The organism is Catellatospora sp. NPDC049111, from assembly GCF_040648615.1.
Lineage (GTDB): Bacteria > Actinomycetota > Actinomycetes > Mycobacteriales > Micromonosporaceae > Catellatospora > Catellatospora aurea.
Window position 1 is genome coordinate 38425 of the sequence record NZ_JBEZEB010000022.1, and the last position, 21050, is coordinate 59474.

General features: G+C 70.7%; 19 protein-coding genes and 1 pseudogene. 11 read left to right on the plus strand and 9 right to left on the minus strand.

The window, feature by feature from the left end; translation table 11 throughout:
* Positions 1 to 29: 29 nt before the first annotated feature.
* Positions 30 to 1067, plus strand: a complete 1038-nt coding sequence (locus tag AB0B66_RS26235; RefSeq protein WP_360534852.1) for a family 2 encapsulin nanocompartment cargo protein polyprenyl transferase — start codon at positions 30 to 32, stop codon at positions 1065 to 1067.
* Between the two features lie 135 nt (positions 1068 to 1202).
* Here the strand turns inward: AB0B66_RS26235 and AB0B66_RS26240 are convergent, their stop codons facing one another.
* The 3 genes and pseudogenes from AB0B66_RS26240 to AB0B66_RS26250 form a co-directional block, all read right to left on the minus strand.
* A complete protein-coding gene (locus tag AB0B66_RS26240) occupies positions 1203 to 1742 on the minus strand; it encodes a DUF1697 domain-containing protein (protein WP_360534854.1) in 540 nt (179 codons plus the stop codon).
* Positions 1739 to 2550 (minus strand): annotated as a pseudogene (locus AB0B66_RS26245) (DNA-formamidopyrimidine glycosylase family protein). Before AB0B66_RS26245 ends, AB0B66_RS26240 begins: the two are co-directional and overlap by 4 nt.
* A 24-nt stretch (positions 2551 to 2574) precedes the next feature.
* On the minus strand, positions 2575 to 3030 hold the full coding sequence (locus AB0B66_RS26250) for a MarR family transcriptional regulator (protein WP_360534856.1): 456 nt from the start codon (positions 3028 to 3030) through the stop codon (positions 2575 to 2577).
* 92 nt (positions 3031 to 3122) lie between these two features.
* On the opposite strand from AB0B66_RS26250, the gene AB0B66_RS26255 reads away from it, so the two are divergent.
* The 3 genes from AB0B66_RS26255 to AB0B66_RS26265 all read left to right on the plus strand — a co-directional run bounded on the left by AB0B66_RS26255 (position 3123) and on the right by AB0B66_RS26265 (position 6032).
* The gene (locus AB0B66_RS26255) at positions 3123 to 3899 is read left to right on the plus strand and encodes a pirin family protein (protein ID WP_360534858.1); all 777 of its coding nucleotides are present in this window, start codon (positions 3123 to 3125) and stop codon (positions 3897 to 3899) included.
* 175 nt (positions 3900 to 4074) lie between these two features.
* Entirely contained in the window at positions 4075 to 5331 is a 1257-nt protein-coding gene (locus AB0B66_RS26260; protein WP_360534860.1) for a GDSL-type esterase/lipase family protein, read from the plus strand.
* Between the two features lie 356 nt (positions 5332 to 5687).
* Positions 5688 to 6032, plus strand: coding sequence for a MazG nucleotide pyrophosphohydrolase domain-containing protein (locus tag AB0B66_RS26265; RefSeq protein ID WP_360534862.1), 345 nt, complete (start codon positions 5688 to 5690; stop codon positions 6030 to 6032).
* 311 nt (positions 6033 to 6343) lie between these two features.
* Here the strand turns inward: AB0B66_RS26265 and AB0B66_RS26270 are convergent, their stop codons facing one another.
* From AB0B66_RS26270 to AB0B66_RS26285, 4 genes are all read right to left on the minus strand, one after another.
* On the minus strand, positions 6344 to 7822 hold the full coding sequence (locus AB0B66_RS26270) for a trehalase family glycosidase (protein ID WP_360534864.1): 1479 nt from the start codon (positions 7820 to 7822) through the stop codon (positions 6344 to 6346).
* On the minus strand, positions 7819 to 8718 hold the full coding sequence (locus tag AB0B66_RS26275; protein WP_360534866.1) for a carbohydrate ABC transporter permease: 900 nt from the start codon (positions 8716 to 8718) through the stop codon (positions 7819 to 7821). The genes AB0B66_RS26270 and AB0B66_RS26275 overlap by 4 nt, the downstream gene beginning before the upstream one ends.
* Positions 8719 to 8733: 15 nt before the next feature.
* Positions 8734 to 9696 (minus strand): sugar ABC transporter permease, encoded by a 963-nt coding sequence (locus AB0B66_RS26280; RefSeq protein WP_360534868.1) that lies wholly within the window; start codon positions 9694 to 9696, stop codon positions 8734 to 8736.
* Positions 9697 to 9829: 133 nt separating this feature from the next.
* On the minus strand, positions 9830 to 11140 hold the full coding sequence (locus AB0B66_RS26285) for a sugar ABC transporter substrate-binding protein (RefSeq protein WP_360534870.1): 1311 nt from the start codon (positions 11138 to 11140) through the stop codon (positions 9830 to 9832).
* 394 nt (positions 11141 to 11534) lie between these two features.
* Between AB0B66_RS26285 and AB0B66_RS26290 the strand changes: the two genes are divergently transcribed.
* The 3 genes from AB0B66_RS26290 (at position 11535) to AB0B66_RS26300 (ending at position 16509) form a co-directional block, all read left to right on the plus strand.
* Positions 11535 to 12557, plus strand: a complete 1023-nt coding sequence (locus tag AB0B66_RS26290) for a LacI family DNA-binding transcriptional regulator (protein ID WP_360534872.1) — start codon at positions 11535 to 11537, stop codon at positions 12555 to 12557.
* A gap of 28 nt (positions 12558 to 12585) precedes the next feature.
* Positions 12586 to 14016 (plus strand): GH1 family beta-glucosidase, encoded by a 1431-nt coding sequence (locus tag AB0B66_RS26295; protein ID WP_360534874.1) that lies wholly within the window; start codon positions 12586 to 12588, stop codon positions 14014 to 14016.
* A gap of 150 nt (positions 14017 to 14166) precedes the next feature.
* Complete coding sequence (locus tag AB0B66_RS26300; RefSeq protein ID WP_360534876.1) at positions 14167 to 16509, plus strand: hypothetical protein; 2343 nt, start codon at positions 14167 to 14169, stop codon at positions 16507 to 16509.
* Between the two features lie 120 nt (positions 16510 to 16629).
* On the opposite strand, the gene AB0B66_RS26305 is transcribed toward AB0B66_RS26300, so the two are convergent.
* The gene (locus AB0B66_RS26305) at positions 16630 to 16779 is read right to left on the minus strand and encodes a hypothetical protein (RefSeq protein ID WP_360534878.1); all 150 of its coding nucleotides are present in this window, start codon (positions 16777 to 16779) and stop codon (positions 16630 to 16632) included.
* Between the two features lie 180 nt (positions 16780 to 16959).
* Between AB0B66_RS26305 and AB0B66_RS26310 the strand changes: the two genes are divergently transcribed.
* Complete coding sequence (locus AB0B66_RS26310; protein WP_360534880.1) at positions 16960 to 18417, plus strand: GGDEF domain-containing protein; 1458 nt, start codon at positions 16960 to 16962, stop codon at positions 18415 to 18417.
* A gap of 36 nt (positions 18418 to 18453) precedes the next feature.
* Entirely contained in the window at positions 18454 to 19134 is a 681-nt protein-coding gene (locus tag AB0B66_RS26315) for a DUF1345 domain-containing protein (RefSeq protein ID WP_360534882.1), read from the plus strand.
* Between the two features lie 12 nt (positions 19135 to 19146).
* Here the strand turns inward: AB0B66_RS26315 and AB0B66_RS26320 are convergent, their stop codons facing one another.
* Entirely contained in the window at positions 19147 to 20313 is a 1167-nt protein-coding gene (locus tag AB0B66_RS26320) for an endonuclease (RefSeq protein WP_360534884.1), read from the minus strand.
* 170 nt (positions 20314 to 20483) lie between these two features.
* Here AB0B66_RS26320 and AB0B66_RS26325 point away from each other — a divergent pair, with 170 nt between their 5' ends.
* Entirely contained in the window at positions 20484 to 20636 is a 153-nt protein-coding gene (locus AB0B66_RS26325) for an SHOCT domain-containing protein (protein WP_360534886.1), read from the plus strand.
* 92 nt (positions 20637 to 20728) lie between these two features.
* Positions 20729 to 21046 carry a hypothetical protein gene (locus AB0B66_RS26330; RefSeq protein ID WP_360534888.1) on the plus strand — a complete coding sequence of 106 codons (318 nt, stop codon included), beginning with the start codon at positions 20729 to 20731 and terminating at the stop codon, positions 21044 to 21046.
* Positions 21047 to 21050 lie beyond the last annotated feature (4 nt).

Consider the following 21050-nt stretch of genomic DNA (forward strand, 5'->3'; position numbering starts at 1 on the left):
CGTAAGCCTTTCGGAGAGGTGGTAGCACCATGAGCACTGTGGAGATGGCACGCGGTCAGTCCGCACGGGACGTGCTGGCGTGGAGCCGCACCCTCGTCGACCCCGCGTTAAGAACCGCGGTAGGCACGCTGCGGCCCTCGATGCGCCGCATCTCGGGGTATCACTTCGGCTGGTGGGACGCCGACGGCACCCCGGCCAGCGGTGACGCCGGAAAGGCGATCCGGCCCGCGCTGGCGCTGGTCGCGGCCGAGGCGGTGGGCGCCGACGCGGCGCAGGCGGTGCCCGCGGCGGTGGCGGTGGAGTTGATCCACAACTTCTCGCTGCTGCACGACGACATCATGGACGGCGACGTCACCCGGCGGCACCGGCCCACCGCGTGGACGGTGTTCGGGCAGGCCCCGGCCATCCTCGCCGGGGACGCGCTGCTCGCGCTCGGCTTCGACGTGCTCGCCGGCTGCGGGCATCCGGCCGTGCCCGAGGCGGGCCGGCTGCTCAACATCGCGGTCCAGGAACTGCTCGACGGCCAGAGCGCCGACCTGGAGTTCGAGGAACGCGACGACGTGCGCCTGGCCGAGTGCCTGTCGATGGCCGAGGCGAAGACGGCCGCGCTGCTGGGCGGGGCGTGCGCGCTCGGCGCCCTGCTCGGCGGCGGCAACGTCGACCAGGTCGCGGCGCTGACCGAGTTCGGCCGCCGGACGGGGCTGGCCTTCCAGTTCGTCGACGACCTGCTCGGCATCTGGGGCGACCCCGCCGTCACCGGCAAACCGGTGCACTCCGACCTGGCCAGCCGCAAGAAGTCGCTACCGGTCGTCGCCGCGCTCACCTCCGGCACCCCCGCCGGCCACGAGCTGGCCCTGCTGTACCAGCGCCAAGGCCCGCTCGACGGCCCGGACCTCACCCGCGCGGCGGAACTGGTCGACGCCGCCGGCGCCCGCGCCTGGGCCCGCGCCCGCGCCGACGCTCTGCTCGCCCAGGCCCTGCGCCGCCTGCACGCCGCCGACCTGGCCCTGGCCCCGGCATCGCAGCTGCACGCCCTGGCCCGTCTGGCCACCCACCGCCACCACTGACGTCCGCTCCCGCGGCCCGCTCTACATAGACGCTGGCCTATCACATCGAATCCGGGGCACGGATTTTCGATGTGATAGGCCAGCGTCTATGACGGAACGGGGTGGGCGGCGCGGGGCAGCGCGGCGGGGGCGGGGTCAGGTGAGAAGGGTGGCGAGTTTGGTGACGGTGTTCCAGTTGCGGGCGGTGGCGACGGTGACGCCGAGGCGCTTCTGGAAGAGCAGGTGGGTCAGTTTGGTCTCGGCCGCGCCGTCGGGCAGCCACATGTGGACCTCGCGCTCCCCCGCCGCGAGCCGCTCCCCCGGTTTGGCCAGCGTTTCGACCTCGGCCAGCTTCGCCGGGTCCACCGGGCCGGACAGGAACACCACGAACTGGCGGGACGGGTTGTCAGCGATCTCGCCGAGCGGGTTGGCCGCGACGATCCGGGCCAGGTCGGCCCCGTCGCGCACCAGGCAGCCGACGGACAAACCCAGCTCGGCCTCGATGGCCCGTTCCAGCTCGGCGGCCAGGGCGGCCTGGTCCGGCGAGTCGCTGGAGAAGACCACGTTGCCGCTCTGCAGCAGCGTCTTCACGTCCGCGTGGCCCAGTCCCTCAACCAGCTTGCGCAGGTCGGCCATGGCGATCTTCTTGTTGCCGCCCACGTTGATCCCGCGCAGCAACCCGGCGTACCGCGTCACGCCGCCCCCTTCTGACACGTCGCGCACCAGTACGAATTGCGCCCGGCCAGCTCGCCGCGGCTCACCTCGGTGCCGCAGGCCAGGCAGGGCAGTCCGGGACGGCGGTACACGTAGACCTCGCCGCCGTGCCGGTCGACCCGTGGCGGGCGGCCCATCGCCTGCGGCTCGTGCTCCGGGCGCACCGTGTCGATCCGGCCGCTGACCACGGCCTTGCCCATCAGGTCGACGAGGTCGGCCCACAGCTCCCGCCACCCGTCGGGGGTGAGCCTGCGGCCGGGCGTGGTCGGGGACAGCCCGGCCCGGAACAGCGCCTCCAGCACGAAGATCAGGCCGGTGCCCGCCACCACCGACTGGTCGAGCAGCAGTGCGGCCAGCGCCTGGTCACTGCGGCGGATGCGCTCGTACGCCTGCTCGGGTTTGGCGTCGGGGCGCAGCGGGTCGGCGCCCAGCCGGGCCCGCAGCGCGTCGACCTCGGGCGGGTCGAGCAGTTCGCAGGCGGTCGGGCCGCGCAGGTCGAGCCAGTGCCGGGTGTTGGCCAAACGCAGCCGGATCTGGCCGACGGGCGCCGGCACGGGCAGGTCGCCGTCGGCGAACTTGCCGTAGAGCCCCAGGTGCACGTGCAGGCTGACATCGCCGTAGTGATGCAGCAGGTGTTTGCCGTACGCCTCGGTGTCGAGCAGGACCGCGCCGCTGATGCGGGCCGCGCCCTCGGCGAACCTGCCCTGCGGGCTGGTGACGGCGACCGCTCCCCCGCGAACAGCTCGCGGTGCCGCTCGGCGAGCCTGCGTACGGTGTGACCCTCGGGCATCGGTACACGATATCCGGGGCCGGCTCAGGGACGCAGATGCGCCCGCATCCGGGTGTACGCCTCGCGGATGTGCTCCTGTTCGGCCTGGCTGAGGTGGTCGAACATGTGCTCGCGCACCGCGCCGACGTGGCCGGGCGCGGCGGCGGCGAGCTTGGCCGCGCCCGCCTCGGTCAGCTCGGCGTGCATGCCGCGCCGGTCGGCGTCGCACTCGACGCGGCGCACCCAGCCTGCGTCCTCCAGCCTGGTCACCGCACGGGTCACCCCGCTGCGGGAGGTGAAGCTGGCGTCGGCCAGATCACGCATGCGCAACCGGTGTCCCGGCGCTTCGGAGAGCAGGACGAGCAGCTCGTAATCGGCGAAAGAGACCCCGGAGTCCGTTTCGAGCTGCCGGTCCAGCGCGTGGATCAGCAGCCGGGTGCCCTCCAGGTACGCCCGCCAGGTCGCCTGCTCGTCGTCGTCCAGCCAGCGCGTCTCAGCCATGGCTGCAGTCTACCGGGAATAGTTGACCGCGCAACAATGTCATGTATGCTGCACTCGTTGACAACGCAACGACCTGATCGAAAGGCACGGCCGTGAAGACCTCCACCGCCAAGCCCCGCCGCGAGCTCATCGACGTCCGGTACGCCGACGAGCGGGCCAAGACCCGCATCGGCTGGCTGGACTCCAAGCACTCGTTCTCGTTCGGTCGCCACTACGACCCGCGCAACACCCACCACGGGCTGCTGCTGGTCAACAACGACGACATCGTCAAGCCCGGCATGGGCTTCGAGACGCACCCGCACCGCGACATGGAGATCGTGACCTGGGTGCTGCGCGGTTCGCTGGTGCACCAGGACTCGACCGGCCACTCCGGCATCATCTACCCGGGCCTGGCCCAGCGGATGAGCGCGGGCAAGGGCATCCTGCACTCGGAGAAGAACGACTCCTGGCGGCTGGAGGGCAGCAAGCACGCCGACCCGGTGCACTTCATCCAGATGTGGGTGGTCCCGGACACCGACGGCATCAAGCCCGGCTACGAGCAGCTCGAGATCGACGACGAGCTGCTGCGCGGCGGCCTGGTCACGGTGGCCTCCGGCATGAAGCAGCACGACGGCGCGGCCGCGATCCGGATCAAGAACCGGCACGCCGCGCTGCACGTCGCGCGGCTGGAGGCGGGCGGCAGCGTCGAGCTGCCGAACGCGCCGTACCTGCACCTGTTCGTGGCACGCGGTTCGGTGACCATGGAGCAGGCCGGCCCACTGGCCCAGGGCGACGCCGTACGCCTGACCGGCAGCGGCGGCCAGCGCATCACCGCGAGCGGACCCGCCGAAGTGATGATCTGGGAGATGCACGCCACCATCGCCGGCTGACGGCCCCACAGCCGCCGGATCTCCGACCCTGCGCCCCAACGCGGCCGGAGGTCCGGCCTCCACCCCGGATCGGGTGATCGACGTATTGACGTACGTGCGATGACCGGTCTTTGATGACCTCCTACCTGGACATCGCGCGACGTGGTGCGGCGTCCCGCCTGGAAGGTCGATGTCCGTGGCCAATCCCTCGCAGCGGCGCGTCGTCGTCGCGGCCGTCGTGCTCGTCGCCACCGCGCTCACCCTGGCCGTCGCGTGGGGCCGGTCCGGCTCGCCGGCCGAGGCGGCGCCCGGCGAGGGCTGGGTAGGCACGTGGGCGGCCGCGCTGGCCCCGGCAGGTGGCGGCATCGCCGGCAAGGGCTTCACCAACCAGACGGTACGCATGACCGTGCGCACCTCGGTCGGCGGCGACGAGACCCGCATCCGCCTGTCGAACGCGTACGGCACGCAGCCGCTGACCATCGGCCGGGCGACGCTGGCACTGCCGGTCGCCAACGACACCCCGCAGATCCAGCCCGCCACCCTGCGTGAGCTGACCTTCGACGGCCGCCAGCAGGTCACCGTGCCCAAGGGCGGCCAGGTGCTCAGCGACCCGGTGCCGATGCCGGTGCAGGCGCTGCAGGAGCTGACCGTCAGCCTCTTCCTGCCGGTGGCGACCGGCCCGGTGACGTTCCAGTTCAACGCCCGCGAGCCGGCGTACATCGGCGCGGGCGACCAGGCCGCCAAGGCCGAGTACACGGTCACCGACAGCCGCAACTACTGGTTCTTCCTCAGCGGCGTCGACGTGCACACCAGGCACGCGGCCGGGTCCGTGGCGGTCCTCGGCGACTCGCTCACCGCGGGCAACGGCTCCACGCTGGGCCTGCACCGGCGCTGGACCGACTACCTGGCGACCCGCCTGCACGACGACCCGGCGGACGCCGACCCGGCCGTGCTCAACCTCGGCCTGGCCGGCAACGCGCTGACCCACGACGGCTCCGAGATCGGCTTCCCTGAACTCGGCGTCAACGGCCTGGCCCGCTTCCTGCGCGACGCCCCCGGCCAGACCGGCGCACACACGGTCGTCATCGCGCTGGGCATCAACGACATCCAGATCTACGACGACTCCCCCGAGCGCATCATCTTCGGCCTACGCCAGCTCGCCACCCAGGCCCGCCAGCTCGGGCTGCGGGTGGTGGCCTGCACGCTGGGGCCGTTCCAGGGGTTCAGCTCGTGGACACCCGGCAAGGAGAACACCCGCCTCGCGGTGAACGCGTACCTGCGCGACAGCGACCAGTTCGACGACGTCATCGACCTCGACGCCGTGCTCCGCGATCCCGACGCGTCCGGCAAACTGCGCGCCGCCTTCGACAGCGGCGACCACATCCACCCCAACGACGCGGGCAACGAGGCGATCGCGAAGGCCGTGCCACTGGATCTGTTGACCGGATCGTAATCAATCTAAATATAGAGTTGCTTGACACTTTGTTGCGGGGGCAGGAAGCTGAGTCCACGCACGTCAGGCAGTCCTCGGAAAGGTGGTGTTCGCCATGTCCGCATTGGAGTTCGCTCTCGAGTACGCACTGGAGTTCGCACTCGAGTAGGCCGCTCAGGGCCTCTGACACAACGGCGGCGGCGCACCCCTCGGGGCTGCGCCGCCACTGTATGAAGGAAGGGCACCTTCCCATCGTTTTTCGTAGAGGAAGGGCACCTTCTTAACTCCTCACCTGCGGTGAGCTGCGTGCTTGCGCCCCCATGGCGGGCGGGCGACGCGATACCGTGCGGTGTCGCGACGGAGCAGACGGGGAGACCATGACCGAGTTGGAAAGCCTGCAGGAGCGAGCGCTGCAGATCTGCGAGCTGTACGACGAACTCAACCTGCGCGTCCAGGGCCGGGCGTGGACCCGGGAAGACCTGATGCTCGGCTTCGTCGGCGACGTCGGCGACCTGGCCAAGCAGGTGATGGCCGCCGAGGGCCGGCGCGAGCTGCCCGGCGGGCGAGAGGCGCTCGCGCACGAGCTGGCCGACTGCCTGTGGTCGGTGCTGGTACTGGCCCGACGGTACGACTTCGACCTCGCCGCCGAGTTCACCCGCACCATGGCCCGCGTCGAGCGACACGTGGCCGCCCGCCTGGACGCGCTCCCCCCTGCGGACTGACTGCGCGAACACCCCGTCGTCGGTGGCTCCGACGACGCCATGCCCGAAGGCGTTGCTCTACGCGCCTGGCTCCGCGAACTCACCGCGCCCGTGAAGATCTGTTTATGTGGACGATGGACGCTGCCCTGACGACGTCCATCGTCCACAAAAACAGATCTTGCGCCGACAAAGACGGCGCGACGCACGGCGCGGCCGCCTACCCGCGACCGCGCGCCTGCCCTCCCCCGCGCTGCCCACGCCCTGCCCACCAGCGGCGTTCTTCCACCGCAGCCCAGCCGGCATGCCACGTTAAGAAGGTGCCCTTCCGCTACCTATGGCGATGTGAAGGTGCCCTTCCTTTCCAAACGGTGGTGGCCGGGGGTGAGGGGGAGGGTGCGGTCGGGGAGGGCGAGGGTGAGGGGGCCGTCGGTGTCGACGGTGAGGGTGGTGTCGTCGGCGACGACGGTTATGCGGGTGTCGGCGACGCGGAGGTTGCGGATGCCGGTGCGGCCGGGGAGGTGGGGGCGGTAGTGGAGGGTGCGGGTGAGGGCGTCGACGCGGAAGCCGAGGACGTGTTCGATGAGCATGGAGATCGGGGCCAGGGCTGACCAGCCGCAGAAGTCGGGGCGTACGGGAGTGCGGTCGTCCTTGGCCGTGGAGGGGGCCGGGCGGGTCGGTGAGTAGGCCTCCCAGATCGTCGGGGGCGAGTAGGACGACCAGGTGGCGGCCATGTGGCGGATCAGGTCGAGGGACGCGCGGTGGGCGACGTCGTGGTGGCCGGAGTCGGCCAGCGCACGGGCACTGGCATAGGCAACGGGGACCCAGACCCCTCCCCGCCAGTACATGCCGTCGGGGCGGAACTCCGGGTCGTCGCGGGCCACCGACGGCCAGGGCACCGTGCCGCCGAAGCAGGTCGGGTCGGCGAGCGCGGTGGCCAGCACGGCGGCCTGCTCGGCGTCGCACGCACCCGCCAGCAGGGGCCAGTACGCGGCGGGCGTGCGTACCCGGTGGAAGTTGTACGGCTCCTCGGCGAAGCGGTCGAGGTAGAACCCGTGCTCGGTCGACCAGAAGTCGTCGACCAGCGCGACGAGCCGCGCGTGGTGCGCGTCGTACTCCTCGGCGAGGGCCGAATCCCCGATGAGCCTGGCGAGCGTGGCGATGGAGCGGGCCGACAACGCCTGCTGAGCGGCGACGTCGAACCAGAGGATGCCGCCGGAGGTGCCGTGTTCGCCCTGGATCGGGGCGCGGGGCGTGTTGTCCATGCCGCTGGTCACGCCCTCCCACAGGTAGCCGCGCGGCACGCGCTGCACGGTGGTCGGGATGTTGCTGTGCGGGAAGCGGCTGCCGGCCGGGGTGCCCTCCATGAACGCGAAGTGCTGCTGCAGGTAGCGGCGATCGCGCAGCAGCCACCGGACCCGGTCCAGGTCGCCGGTGTGGCGGACGTACTCCTCCTCGGACCAGGCGAACAGCGGCGGGTTGTCCGGGTGATGGATCTTCAACGACGTCGGCGAACCGTCGTACATCGGCCGGTAGAAGTTGTCGAAGCTCTCCACCCCGGGGAACAGGTCGGGGGCGTACTTGCAGAAGTGCGCCATGAAGCACGTGTCCCAGATCCAGATCGTGTCCGGATCGAACCCCTCGTCCATGTACGGCGAGCGCGGCGCCCCCTCCCGCGTCACGACGTGCTGGTACGCCAGCTCCCACGCGGCCCAGTACAGCTCGACGAGCTCGGGTTCGGCGTCCAGCACCGGGGCGGGCAGCGCGGCCCGGTCCAACGGCCGGCGAAGAGCGACAGGCTGGGGCAGGTTCATTTGATCTCCGCGATGGCGACGCCCTTGTCGATGTACTTCTGCCCGAGGGCGTACAGGACGACGGGTGGGATGAGCGAGATGACGATGGCGGCCATCAGCATGGGCAGCGACGAGCCGAACGGCGAGGTGAAGTAGAGCAGGCCCAGCGGCAGGGTGCGGTTCTCCTCCCCGGTGAGGTAGATCAGCGGCCCGAACAGCTCCCGCCAGCTGCCCAGGAACGTGAACACCGCGACGACGATGATCACCGGCTTGGACTGCGGCAGGATGATGTGCCACCAGGTGCGCAGGGTGCCGCAGCCGTCGATGCGGGCGGCCTCGTCGATCTCGCGGGGCAGGCTGAGGAAGAACTGCCGGAACAGGAAGATCTCGAACGCGGCCCCGAACAGCTTCGGGACCAGCAGCGGGTAGAAGGTGTCGATCCAGCCGATGTCGCGGTAGAAGCGGTACAGCGAGATCGTCATGACCTGGCCGGGCAGCATCATGGTGGCGAGCACGACCATGAACAGCGCGTTGCGGCCGGGGAAGCGGAACCGGGAGAAGCCGTACGCGACGAACGACGACGACAGGATGTTGACCACGACGGCGTACACCGCCAGCCACAGGCTGTTGCCGATGTAGTGCAGGAACTCGTACTTGAAGATGACGTCGGTGAAGTTCTCCCAGCGCAACGGGCTGGGGATCCACTCGAACGGCACGGCGAAGTACTGGTTGGTGTCCTTGAGCGACTGCGACACCAGCCACACGAACGGGAACAGCAACAGCAGGCAGAACAGGCTCAGCGCGGTGATCCGCGCGGTCAGCTCCCAGCGCGTGCGGCTGTTGCGGCGGCGCTTGAGCGTGTTCGCCGCGGGCGGGGCGGGCGTCGTGGCGGCGGGGCGCTCCAACACGTCGTGCATGACAGTCCTCCGGGGTCAGTTCTGGTCGGCGTCGCCGTACGCGGTGAAGCGCCGGGCCAGCCAGAGCACCAGGCCGGTCAGCAGCAGGGTCGCGGCGAACATGATGAACGCCAGCGCCGAGGCATAGCCCATGTCCTGGTAGACGAAGCCCTTGACGTACAGGTAGGTGACGAAGGTGCCGAGGCTGTTCTCGTAGCCGAGCGGGTTGCCGGTGGCGACGCCGCCGCTGTTGGCGAACGCGAGCGGGGTCTCGAAGACCTGGATGTGCCCGATCAGCGCCATGACGGTGTTGAAGACGATGACCGGCGACAGCAGCGGCAGGGTGACCTTGCGGAACATCTGCCACGGCCCGGCCCCGTCGACGCGGGCGGCCTCGAAGTAGCTGGCCGGGATGCCCTTGAGCCCGGCGAGGAAGATCAGCATGGTGCCGCCGGCGAACCATACGTTGACCAGGATCAGCGCGACCAGCGCGAGCCAGGGCTTGTCGGAGTCGCCGAGCCAGTTCACCGGCTCGGTGCCGAACAGGCTGAGGAACATGTTGGCCAGGCCCACCTCGCCGCCCCGGAACACCTGCTTGAACAGGTACGCGGTGGCGATGCCGACGAGCAGGCTGGGCACGTAGATCAGGGTGCGGAAGACGTGGTTGCCGCGGAAGTCCTTGAACAGCAGCAGCGCCAGGATCAGGCCCAGGCCGATCGAGATGACCGTCGATCCGATCACGTAGATCAGCATGTTCCCGGCGATGGTGGCGAACACCGGGTCGTTCGTGAGGATCTTCTCGTAGTTGTCGGTGCCCACGAACCGGATCGTGCGGAACACGTTGGCCTTGGACAGGCTGGTCATGAACGCGGCGATGAGCGGCGCGACGCCGAACATCAGGAAGCCCAGCAGCCACGGGCTGATGTAGAGGTATCCCTGCACCCCCTCCCGCCGCCACCAGCGGCGCTTGGGCCGCTGCGGGTTAAGAGCCATGGTCATGCGGTACGCCTCCGGTCGGGACCTGCGGGAACGGGCGCGGATGGGGTCGGGCGGGGTGGGCCCGGCCGCCCCCGGGGCGGCCGGGCCCGGGCGGCGACGCCCCGCGCGTGTGGGGCGTCGCCGCAGGGACGGGTCACTGCGCCAGCAGCGCGTTGCCCTTCTTCTCGATCTCGGCGGCGGCCTGCTCGGGGGTGAGCTTGCCGCGGCCCAGGTCGTCGATGATCAGGCCGACGTCCTTGCCCAGCTCCTCCTTGACGGTCAGCAGACCGGGGCGGAAGGCCGGCACGGAGGCCAGCAGGGTCGGCGCGAAGTCCTTCGGGGTGATGAAGTCGGGCAGCTTCTTCAGCGCCTCGACGTCGACCGGCACGTCGCTGAACTTGGCGAACTCGACCTGGTTCTCGGTCTTGAGCATCCACTTCAGGAACGCCCAGGCCTCCTTGGGGTGCTCGCTCTCGGCGGAGATCGCGTACCCGTTGGCGCCGGAGTAGAGGACCAGGCTGTCGCCGACCTTCGGCAGCGGGAAGACGCCGATGTTCGGGGACTTGGCGGCGATGTCGGCGAAGTTCCAGGGACCGACCCGGGCCATGGCGACCTTGCCGGTGCGCAGGCTGTCCAGGTCACCGTTGAGCCACTGGTTCTCGCGCTGCTCGTCGATCGGCGGCACGATCTTGTCGGTGAACAGGCCGGCGTAGTCGGCCAGGCCGGCGATGCCCTGCGGGGTGTTGATGGTGACCTTCGTCGGGCTGACGAAGTTGTCGTACATCGAGCCGCCGCGCATCGCGATCAGCGACTCCCAGAAGTTGAGGCTGCCCGGGTGCAGGGCGTACTGGGTGACCTTGCCGGAGCCGTTGACCTTGGTGAGCTTCTTGGCCATCTCCTTGAAGGCGTCCAGGGTCATCGGCACGGCCGGGTCCGGGTCGGCGACGCCCGCGGCCTTGAACAGGTCCTTGTTGTAGCCGACCAGCGGCACGGAGATGCCGACGGGCATCGCGTACTGCTTGTCCTGCCAGCCGAAGACGCCGACCGGGCCGGGCTGGGCGCCCTTGACGGCGTCGGCGTAGCCGTCCATCTTCTTGAGGTCGGCGAAGACCTCGTTGTCGAAGTACGACGCCGCGAAGCAGGAGCACAGGCCGACCACGTCGTAGGCGTTGCCGCCCGCGGTCGTGGTCTTGACCTTGTCCCAGTACGCGTCCCAGGGCAGGAACTCGGACTTGATTTTGATGTTGGGGTTGGCGGCCTCGAAGCCGTCGAGCCACTTGCGGTAGAGCGCGTCCTTCTCGGGGGTGTTGCTCCACCAGCCCCAGCTGATGGTGACCGGGCCGCCGGCGGCCTCGGGCTCGTCACCGCCGCCGCAGGCCGCCGTGACGAGCGACGCGGCCAGCAGCAGCGCGCTCAGGACGACGCCGGGCCTCCGGCGGGACTTCCTGGATCGAGCATGCTCCATAGTGAACTCCTGTGAGGTGCGATGCGCGTGGAGAGGTGCGGAAGCGTTGCGTCCGGCCGGCATCGGGCGGGCCTCCGGAGCGGTGCCCCGGCGGTCCTGTCGCGATCCATCTTGACGCGATGGCGAACTAAATCGAAACAGTGACCGGGACCATAGCCCGCCCCCACAGGTACGTCAACACCGTGTTACGCCGGAAACTTTTCCGCCACATCCCCAGAGGAGCATCACCGCAGATGAGCAACTATCTCCAGCGGCTCAACGGATCCCGCCGGGTGGCGGTCGGATCGACCGGGGTCTTCCACACGACGGAGCGCGCTGCTACTGTCCCGGTCCGTAACAAAATCGGTTTAGTGCCAACGACCAGGGAGCTGCCCATGCGGAACGGAGGACGGCCGTGAAGCGCCCCACCATCGCCGACATCGCCGGCCGTGCCGGAGTCTCCCGGTCGGCGGTCTCGTTCGCGCTCAACGACCAGCCCGGGGTCTCCGAGGAGACCCGCCAGCGGGTCCTGGCCGTGGCGTCCGAACTGGGCTGGCGGCCGCACAGCGCGGCCCGCGCCCTGCGCGGCGGCCGGGCCGGCGCGATCGGCCTGGCGCTGCAGCGGCCCGCGCGACTGCTCGGGGCCGAGCCGTTCACCATGGAGCTGATCAGCGGTCTGGAGTCCGAGCTGTCGGCCCGCTCCTGCGGGCTCAACCTCCAGGTCGTCGAGGACACCGAGGCCGAGATCGCGACCTACCGCCGCTGGTGGGCCGAGCACCGCGTCGACGGCGTCATCGTGCTCAACCTGCGCGACGACGACCCTCGCGTCGGCGTGCTGGAGGACCTGCACCTGCCCGCGGTCGTCATCGGCGGCCCCGTCGGCACGGGCTCGCTGCCGAGCATCTGGTCGCAGGACGCGGCCGGCATGACCGACGTCGTCGAGTACCTGGCGGCGCTCGGCCACCGCCGCCTGGCGCACGTCGCGGGCGACCCGGACATGCGCCACATCGTCGACCGCACCACCGCCCTGCACGAGGTGTGCCGCCTGCGCGGCCTGCCCGAACCGGTGACGGTGCGCGCGGACTACTCCGACGAGGACAGCGCCCAGGCCACCAGGCGGCTGCTGGCCTCTCCGGACCGGCCGACGGCGATCATCTACCACACCGACCTGACCGCGGTGACCGGCCTGGAGGTCGCCCTGGAGATGGGGCTGTCCGTTCCGGACGAGCTGTCCCTGGTCGCGTTCAACGACTCCCGGCTGTGCCGGCTGGTCAACCCGAAGCTGACCGCGCTGGCCCACGACATCCCGGGCCGGGGCGCGCAGGCGGCGCGCATGCTGTTCGCCGCCATCGACGGCGGGCCGGGGGCCGACTCCCAGCCCGCCGAGCCCTACCGGCTGCTGCCGCGCGGCAGCACCGGGAAATACCGCACGTCCTGACCGCCCTGACCCGCAAGGAGTGCCGCCGATGACCGCCCCCAGCCAGACCGCGCCCGACCGCCGCCACGCCCCGCCGGAGTTCCCCGCGGGCTTCCGCTGGGGCGCGGCGACGGCGGCGTTCCAGGTCGAGGGCGCCCTGGACGCCGACGGGCGCACGCCCTCGGTCTGGGACACCTTCACCGCAGTCCCCGGGCGGGTGGACAACGGCGACCGCGCCGACCTGGCCGTCGACCACTACCGCCGCTACCGCGACGACGTGGCGCTGATGGCGCAGCTGGGCCTGAACACGTACCGCTTCTCGGTGTCCTGGCCGCGGGTGCAGCCGGACGGGCGCGGCGCGGTCAACGTCAAGGGGCTGGACTTCTACTCCCGGCTGGTGGACGAGCTGCTGGCCAACGGCATCGAGCCGATGCTGACGCTCTACCACTGGGACCACCCGCAGGTGCTGCAGGACGCGGGCGGCTGGGCGAACCGGGACATGACCGAGCGCTTCGCCGACTACGCGGCCCTGGTCGCGGCGCGCCTGGGCGACCGGGTGCCGCTGTGGGTCACCCTCAACGAGCCGTGGTGCACGGCGTTCCTCGGGCACGCGTCGGGCATCCACGCCCCGGGCGTCGCCGACGACGCCACCACGCTGACCGTGGCGCACCACCTCAACCTCGCCCACGGCCTGGGCGTGCAGGCGCTGCGGGCCGCGCTGCCGGGCACCGCCCAGGTCTCGATCGCGCTCAACCCGGCCCCGGTCCGCACGCCGGTGGACACCCAGGAAAACCAGGACGCGGTACGCCGCGCCGACGCCCTGCGCAACCGGATCTTCCTCGACCCGCTGCTGCGCGGGCAGTATCCGGCCGACCTGATCGCCGACACGGCGCACATCACCGACTGGGGTTTCGTGCGCGACGGGGACCTGGCGACGGCGACCGCGCCGATCGACGTGCTGGGCGTGAACTACTACACGCCGCTGTACGTCGCCGCCGGTCCCGGGCCCGCCGACCCGTACAACCGGTGGGTCGGCAGCGACGGCCTGCTGCACATCGCGCCCGCCGACGGGCCGTCCACGATCCACGGCGTCGTCGACGCTGCCGCGCTGCGCGAGCTGCTCAACCGCATCCGGCACGACTACGGCCCGGTGCCGATCGTCATCGCCGAGAACGGGGTGGCCTCACCGGACACGGTCGGCCCGGACGGGCGCGTGGACGACGCGGGCCGGGTCGCCTACCTGCACGCGCACCTGGCCGCGCTGCACGACGCCATCACCGACGGCGTGGACGTACGCGGCTACGTGATGTGGTCCCTGATCGACAACTTCGAGTGGGTGTACGGCTACAGCCAGCGCTTCGGCCTCATCCACGTCGACCGCGACACCCAGCGCCGCACCGTCAAGGACAGCGGCCACTGGTTCCGGCAGGTCATCGCCGCGAACGCCATCCCCCCACTGGACCCGCCCGCAGCCGGCTGACGGGCGTCGCAAGAACCGGACCCGGGGACGCCTGTGTCCGTGATGTTTGAAAGATGCGCATTAATCGAAGCACGTCGCGTTCGGGGCGCCCGGCCCCGGACGCGGCGCTCCCCCCAGAGCACCAGGAGAGACACAGGTAGGAGACCTGGCATGAAAGCTCTTCGGCTCAACCGGCTCACCATCCCGCTCATGATTGCGATGGTCCTCGCCGTGGCACTACCCCTGCTCGTCGGCAACAAGGCGAACGCCGCCCCCGGCTTCGTCACCACCTCCGGCACCAAGTTCATGCTCGACGGCAAGCCGTTCTACGTCGCGGGCACCAACAGCCACTACCTCGGCTGGGGCACCCGCGCCGAGGTCGACTCGATGCTCGGCTACGCCGACGCGAGCAACTACAACGTCGTACGCGGCATCCTGCACTCGGTCATCGGGTCGCTGGACGGCACCACCAAGCCGCACATCTGGAACCCGGCCAGCACCGGCGACGCGTCCAACATGGGCATGCACGGCACGTACCTGATCTACTGGGACACCGCCACCAACACGTACGCGTTCAACCCGAGCACCACCAACGGGCTGGGCCGCTGGGACTACGTCATCGCCAAGGCCGGGCAGCTCGGCCTGAAGCTCAACATCGCGATGATGGACTTCTGGCAGTGGGCGGGCGGCACCCAGCAGATCAACTCGTGGTACATCCCCGGCTACAACGGGTCGAGCCACGCGCAGCGCTACACGTTCTTCTACAGCGACTCCCGCACCAAGCAGCTGTACAAGGACTGGGTGAGCTTCGTGCTCAACCGCACCAACAGCATCACGGGTGTGAAGTACAAGGACGATCCGACCATCTTCGCCTGGGACCTGATGAACGAGCCCGAGGTCAGCTCGGTGTCGCTGGCCCAGGGCTGGTACCAGGAGATGGCGTCCTACATCAAGGCGCAGGGCGCGCAGCAGCTGGTCACCACCGGCAGTGAGGGCTTCTACGGCGGGCAGGCAGGTTCCGACCCGAACACCGAGGCCGCCAACGTGCCGGCGATCGACTTCCAGACCTGGCACACCTACCCGACGTACCACAACATCTCCCCGCAGCAGGTCAACAACCTGATCACGCAGCACTGCGCGACGGCGGTGGCCTCCGGCAAGCCGGTCCTCATGCAGGAGTTCGCCTACCCAGCCCGCAGCGCGGCGGAGAAGGTCACCCGGTCGAGCATCTACAGCGGCTGGGCCGACACGATCTACAACAACAACGACTGCGCCGGCTGGCTGTCCTGGCGGGTCGAGGGCAAGGTCGTGCCCCCGGCGACCAGGCCGCACCCGCAGGACGACACCGTCGACCCGGCCACGTTCATCTGGCCGCCCGACAACGGCGAGGGCTTCTCCATCTACGGCGAACCCGACACCACCAAATCGCAGTACGACCCGGCGTACCAGATGTTCGCGACCCAGGCCGCGCGCCTGATCGCCAAGAACGGCGGGGTCCTGCCGTCGTCGCCGCCGCCGTCTCCCCCGGCCTCGCCGTCGCCGTCGCCCAGCGCGTCGCCGCAGCCGCCGGGCACGGTCAACGTCGACGACGCGACCCAGGGCACCGGGCAGAACCAGTGGAACTACAGCGGCTGGAACCACTGCGCCGGCTGCAATGAGACCGCCCCGGCGGTGTATTACAACGCCTCGCAGAGCTGGAGCCTCACCAGCGGGGAGACCGCGACACTGGCCTTCAACGGCACCCGGGTCGTCTACCGGGCCGTGACCGGATCCCACCACGGCATCGCCGCGGTGTCGATCGACGGCGGCACCGAGGTCAACGTCGACCTGTACGCCGCCGCCAAGACCGGCGACGTGGCGGTCTGGACCAGCCCGGTGCTGGCCGCGGGCAACCACACGCTGCGGATCCGCAACACCGGCACCAAGAACGCCAGCGCCTCCGGCACGGTCGTCACCCTCGACCGGGCCGTGGTCACCGGCGGGTCCACCACCTCCCCGTCGCCGTCCGCACCGCCCGCCTCGCCGTCCCCGTCCACGCCGCCGGCCACCGGTTTCGTCAAGGGCATCAACCTCAACGGGCCGGCGGTCGTCATCGAGGGCAACCAGTGGGTCAGCCAGAGCACGGCCCAGTCCACCGGGTTCACCGTGTCCGGCGGCACCGCCCACACCAACACCGTCACGCCCAGCCCGCTGCCCGACACGGCCACCGTGGACATGCTCCACACCGGCCTGATCGGCACGGACCTGGGCACGATCTCGATGTCGCAGACCGTCGCCAACGGCACCTACCAGGTGTACGTCTGGGAGATGGAGTCGGTGCAGGGCAACACGCGCCGGTTCAACGTCACCCTGGAGGGCATCCTCAAGGCCAGCAACCTCGGTGACCTGGCGCTGAGCCACTGGCGCGAGAACGGCGCGTACACCGTGACGGTGTCCGACGGCGTGCTCAACATCGACGTCACCGGCGCGTACGGCAAGCCCGCCGTCATGGGCCTGGCCATCTACCGCATCTGACCCGCCGCCCGCCCACGTCCCACCTTCCCCCGGGCCGTGGGCGGGCCGACTGGACGAAGATCGCCGTTTCCGGTCAGGAAGTGAGGTCCGACCTCATCTTCGGACCGGAAACGGCGATCTTCACCGTTCCAGGGCCGCCAGCCAGGCGCGGATGGCGGCGAAGTCGGCGGGCTGAAGGCCCCGGCGGGGGTCCACCCGGTGCAGCAGCGCCCGGCCCTCGTGGTGCGCCGCCACCCAGTCACGGTCGTGGTCGGTCAGCTCGTCGTCCACCCAGACGAACGCCCGCCCCGCGGCCCAGCGGCCGGTCCGTGGAACCCGTCATCGGCGCAGAATAGCCGCCGGGCCCGCATCGGTGGGGCGGCGGCCGAGCCGGAACCGGGCCGCCGGGCAGGTGCCCGGGATTAGGCTGGAAGTCGGTCCGCGGCAGGCGGCGTGGCATGGCGGGATGTGATGGCTCCCCGGCTCGGTAAAGGTGTCATCGAGGACGTGGCGCAGGTCGCGGCCGGCTGCGACTCGGTGGCGCGGGCCTGCAACGCCGCGGTGTCGGTGCTGCACGGCCACACCGGCGCGGCCGTCGACGTGCTGCTGCTCGGTCCGGGCCAGCTGTCGGTGGTCGCGTTCAGCGGCGCCTGGCAGGCCCCGGCGGCGGTGCCGAGCCACTACGGCGTCGTCGGCCACGTGCTGGCCACGGGCCGCCCGGCGGCGATCGACGACGCCTCGATCGCGTACTCGGGCCTGCACGCCGGACGTCCCGTCGGCTCCGTGGTCTGCGCCCCGCTCAGCGAGCGGCCCGACCCGCCCATCGGCGTGGTCAACATCGAGTTCGACCACGTCGTCACCGACCCGGTGCAGTGGGCGGAGGAGCTGGCCGAGGTCGGCCTGCGGCTGCGGCGGCGCATCGACGAACTGGGCGGCCTGCCCGCCGAGTCCCGGGCGGAGCTGCTGCTGCGGCACACCCTCATGTTCGCCACCGCGCACAGCGGCGTGCAGCTGGCCGAGATGGCCTGCCGCGCCGCGGTCGAACTCACCGGCCTGGGCGGCGCGACGGTGCTCACGCGGCGCGCCACCCCGCGTGGCGAGCCGCAGCACCCGCTGCGCCAGACCGCCGTGCACACCGCCGCCGGGGCAGCCGACCTGCCGACCCGCGTCGCCGAGCTGCCGCCCGACGTGCTGTCGGCGCTCGTGGACGCGGTGTGTCGGCACGGGGCTTCGCACACCCTCGGCGACCCGTCCGGCGAGGACGTACGCGGGTTCGAACCGCTCGTGCAGGCCGGGGTCCGCACGCTGCTCGCCTTCCCCGTACGCGGAACAGCCCCTGATCCGCGGCTGGAGGTGGCGATGCTGGTCATGGACGAGCTGCAGGTGCGCGTCGACGCGGGCACGGTCACCGTGCTGGAGCTGCTCATGGCCAACGCCGCCGAGTGCTACGACCGGCTCGGGGCGCTGCACCAGATGCAGGCCCTGGCCGAGACCGACCCGCTGACGGGGCTGCGCCACGTCGGCCCGTTCACCGAGCGGCTCGCCGCCGCGCGGGCCGGCCGCACCGCGCTGCTGGTCATCGACGTGGACAACTTCAAACAGGTCAACGACCGGCTCGGGCACGCCGCTGGCGACCGGCTGCTCGTGGACCTGGCCACGGGCATGCGCGACTGCCTGCGCCAGCGCGACGAGCTGTTCCGGGTCGGCGGCGACGAGTTCGTCGCGGTCCTGGAGGTACGCGACGACGCCGAGGCGATCCGGGTCGCCGACCGGCTGGTCGCCGCGGCCCGGGACAGCGGCAGCGCGGTCAGCGTCGGGGTGGCGCTGCGCCGTCCCGACGAGCCCGCCGAGGCCACGCTGCGCCGCGCCGACCTGGCCATGTACACGGCCAAACAGGACCCGCAGTACGCGGTGTGGCCCGCCGAGTGACCGGCGCGAGCACCGCCGACCGTGGAGACTGGACGCATGCCCGGCATACCGTCCCCGACGTTCTACCACCGCTGGCTCGGCTGGCACGCCCCCGCGCTGCGGCGCGCGGCCGTCGTCGCCTGCCTCGGGCTGCTGGCGGGGGCGGGGCTGGCGATGACCACGACCTGGGAGCTGGCGGCGATCGGCGGCTGGAACGTGATGGCGCTGACCTTCCTGATCGCGACCTGGCCGATGATTCTCCGGGCGAACGGCGCTGCCACCCGCAAGCTCGCGGTACGGGAGGACGAGACCCGCGGCTCCGCCACGCTGCTGCTGCTCGCCGCCAGCGTGGCCAGCCTGACCGGGGTGTTCGTCGCGCTGCGCCTGGCCGGGCTGTCCAGCGGCTCGCTGCGCGGGCTGTACGTCGCGATCGCCGGGTCGACGGTGCTGGTGTCGTGGGTGGTGGTCAACACGGTGTTCACGCTGCGCTACGCGCACCTGTACTTCCGCTCGCCGGGCGGCGCGATCCAGTTCGGCTCGGAGCAGTCCGACCAGCCCGACTACCGCGACTTCGCGTACGTGGCGTTCACCATCGGGATGACGTACCAGGTGTCGGACACGACGTTGCGGGACCGGCGGGTACGGCGGACGGTGCTGGTGCACGCGCTGGTGGCGTACCTGTTCGGGGTGGTCATCGTGGCGGGCGCCATCAACCTCATCGCCGGCCTGGTCCGCTGACCACCCCGGCGGTCAGCCCCAGATCGCCGTCGCCCACTCCGGGTGGTCGATGAACGGGTTGCGGTTGCCCTGCCAGCTGTCGAAGATGACCTGGTTGCGGCGCTTCTCGAAGGCGTCCGGCGGGTCCTGCAGGTTCCACTGCAGCAGCACCGACAGCTTGCCGATGTACGGCACCGAACCGTTGCTGGTCGAGTTGTTCAGCTCCAGGTTCGGCCAGCCGTCCTCGCCCTCGTACCGGATGGCCATGTACATCAGCATCCGGGCGACGTCGCCCTTGACCGCGTTGCGCGGCTCCCACGAGTCGGTGTCGGTGTAGTTGCCGGGCGCCTCGCCCACCGCGGAGCCGCCGAGGTCGAAGTCCTTGTTGCCGCGGGTGGAGTTGACCGTCACGTCCTCGGGCCGCAGGTGGTGCAGGTCGGTGCCGGGTCCGGTCGCGGTGCCGAAGTCGCCGTGCGACTGCGCCCAGACGTGCTCGCGGTTCCAGTCGTTCACCCCGCCGCCGTTGGTGGTCTTGCTCTGCGAACGCCCGCTGTAGATGAGGATGACGTTGTTGGCGTTGTTGGGGTCCTGGTCGGTGGCTTTGAGCCCGTCCCACACCTGCGCGTACGTGATCTTCGTCTGCACCTTGATGATGTTGTGCAGCGCGGTGCGCAGCGCCGGGCCGGTCTTGCCGAGCGCGCTCGCGTAGTACGTCGGGTCGTACGGTCCGCTCGACGTGCTGGGCGCTGGCGACGGGGTCGAGCCGCCGCCGAGGCTCATCGCGGTCGGGTCCTTGAGCCCGCCGTGGGAGAAGTACGCCGTCAGCGTCCCGGTGACGGTCACCTGCCGGCCCATCAGCCCGGGGTTGCTCTGCAGCCCGAAGGCACTGCGGTAGGCAGCGGTGACCTGCACGTACAGCATGCGCGAGGTGCTCGACTCGGCGGCCGAGTCGGCGATCGCGATCGCGGTGTCGCCGGTGAACCCGGACTTGATCACCGTATTCGTCGCGGTGGGCTGCCCGACGATGTAGCCGAGCACGGTGGCGGAGCGTCCGTCCTGTGCGGACAGTGCCGCCGCCACGGTCAGCGGGGCCGCCGCCGAAGCCGACATCGTGGCGACGCCCGTGGCGACGGCGACCGCGGCGGCCAGCGCGGCGACGAGCCGCTTGCCGCCGACGGAAGTCAGCTTCGACATATTCATGGCCAGAATGCTATGGGTCGCGGCGCACGGGCAGAAGAGCCGAGCTGTCGCATCAAGACAGTTCACTCTCCCGGAACGCGTTCGCACTGGTCCGGGATTCATTCCAGTTTGGTCATAGCGTGATGAGGGGCCCACCCGCTGCGGTGACGCCCCCTTGGTTGGCGAAGAGAGTGGGCGAAGAGGTGCGGGGGCGTGCCCCGGTGGGCCGGACCACTCCCGAGGATCCAGTGGTCCTGCTGGAGAAGCCGCACCGGCTCAAGCAGGCCGGCGCGTTGAGCGACGCGGAGTACGAGGCCCAGAAGGCGCGCATCCTGGGCGCGTGACGCCGCCGTCTCCCGCCGCTCGCCCGGCGACGGCGGCGATCGGGCCCGCGATCGGCCGGTCGAGGAGACAATGGTGCCGGAGGGGAGTGATCGTGTCGATCGGGCAGGGAACGCTGCGAGTGACGCTGGCCCACCCGCACCTCACTCGGGTGTACCGGACGAGCACGCCGCGGTTGTGCGTCGACGGGGTGGACCAGCTCGTCCAGAGCTGGGGCACTCACACCGTGGCCGTCGCCGCAGGTCCGCACCGGGTCGAGGTACGGGTGGTCCGCAGAAACGGCGAGCCGTTCGGCCAGGCCGAGGCGAGCGCCGTCGTCGAGCTGGGCGCGCAGACGGTCGTGGAGTACCGCGCACCCCGCTTCCGCCGCCACGGCAGGATCATGATCGTCAGACCGGTGTCGCCGCCTTGACGCC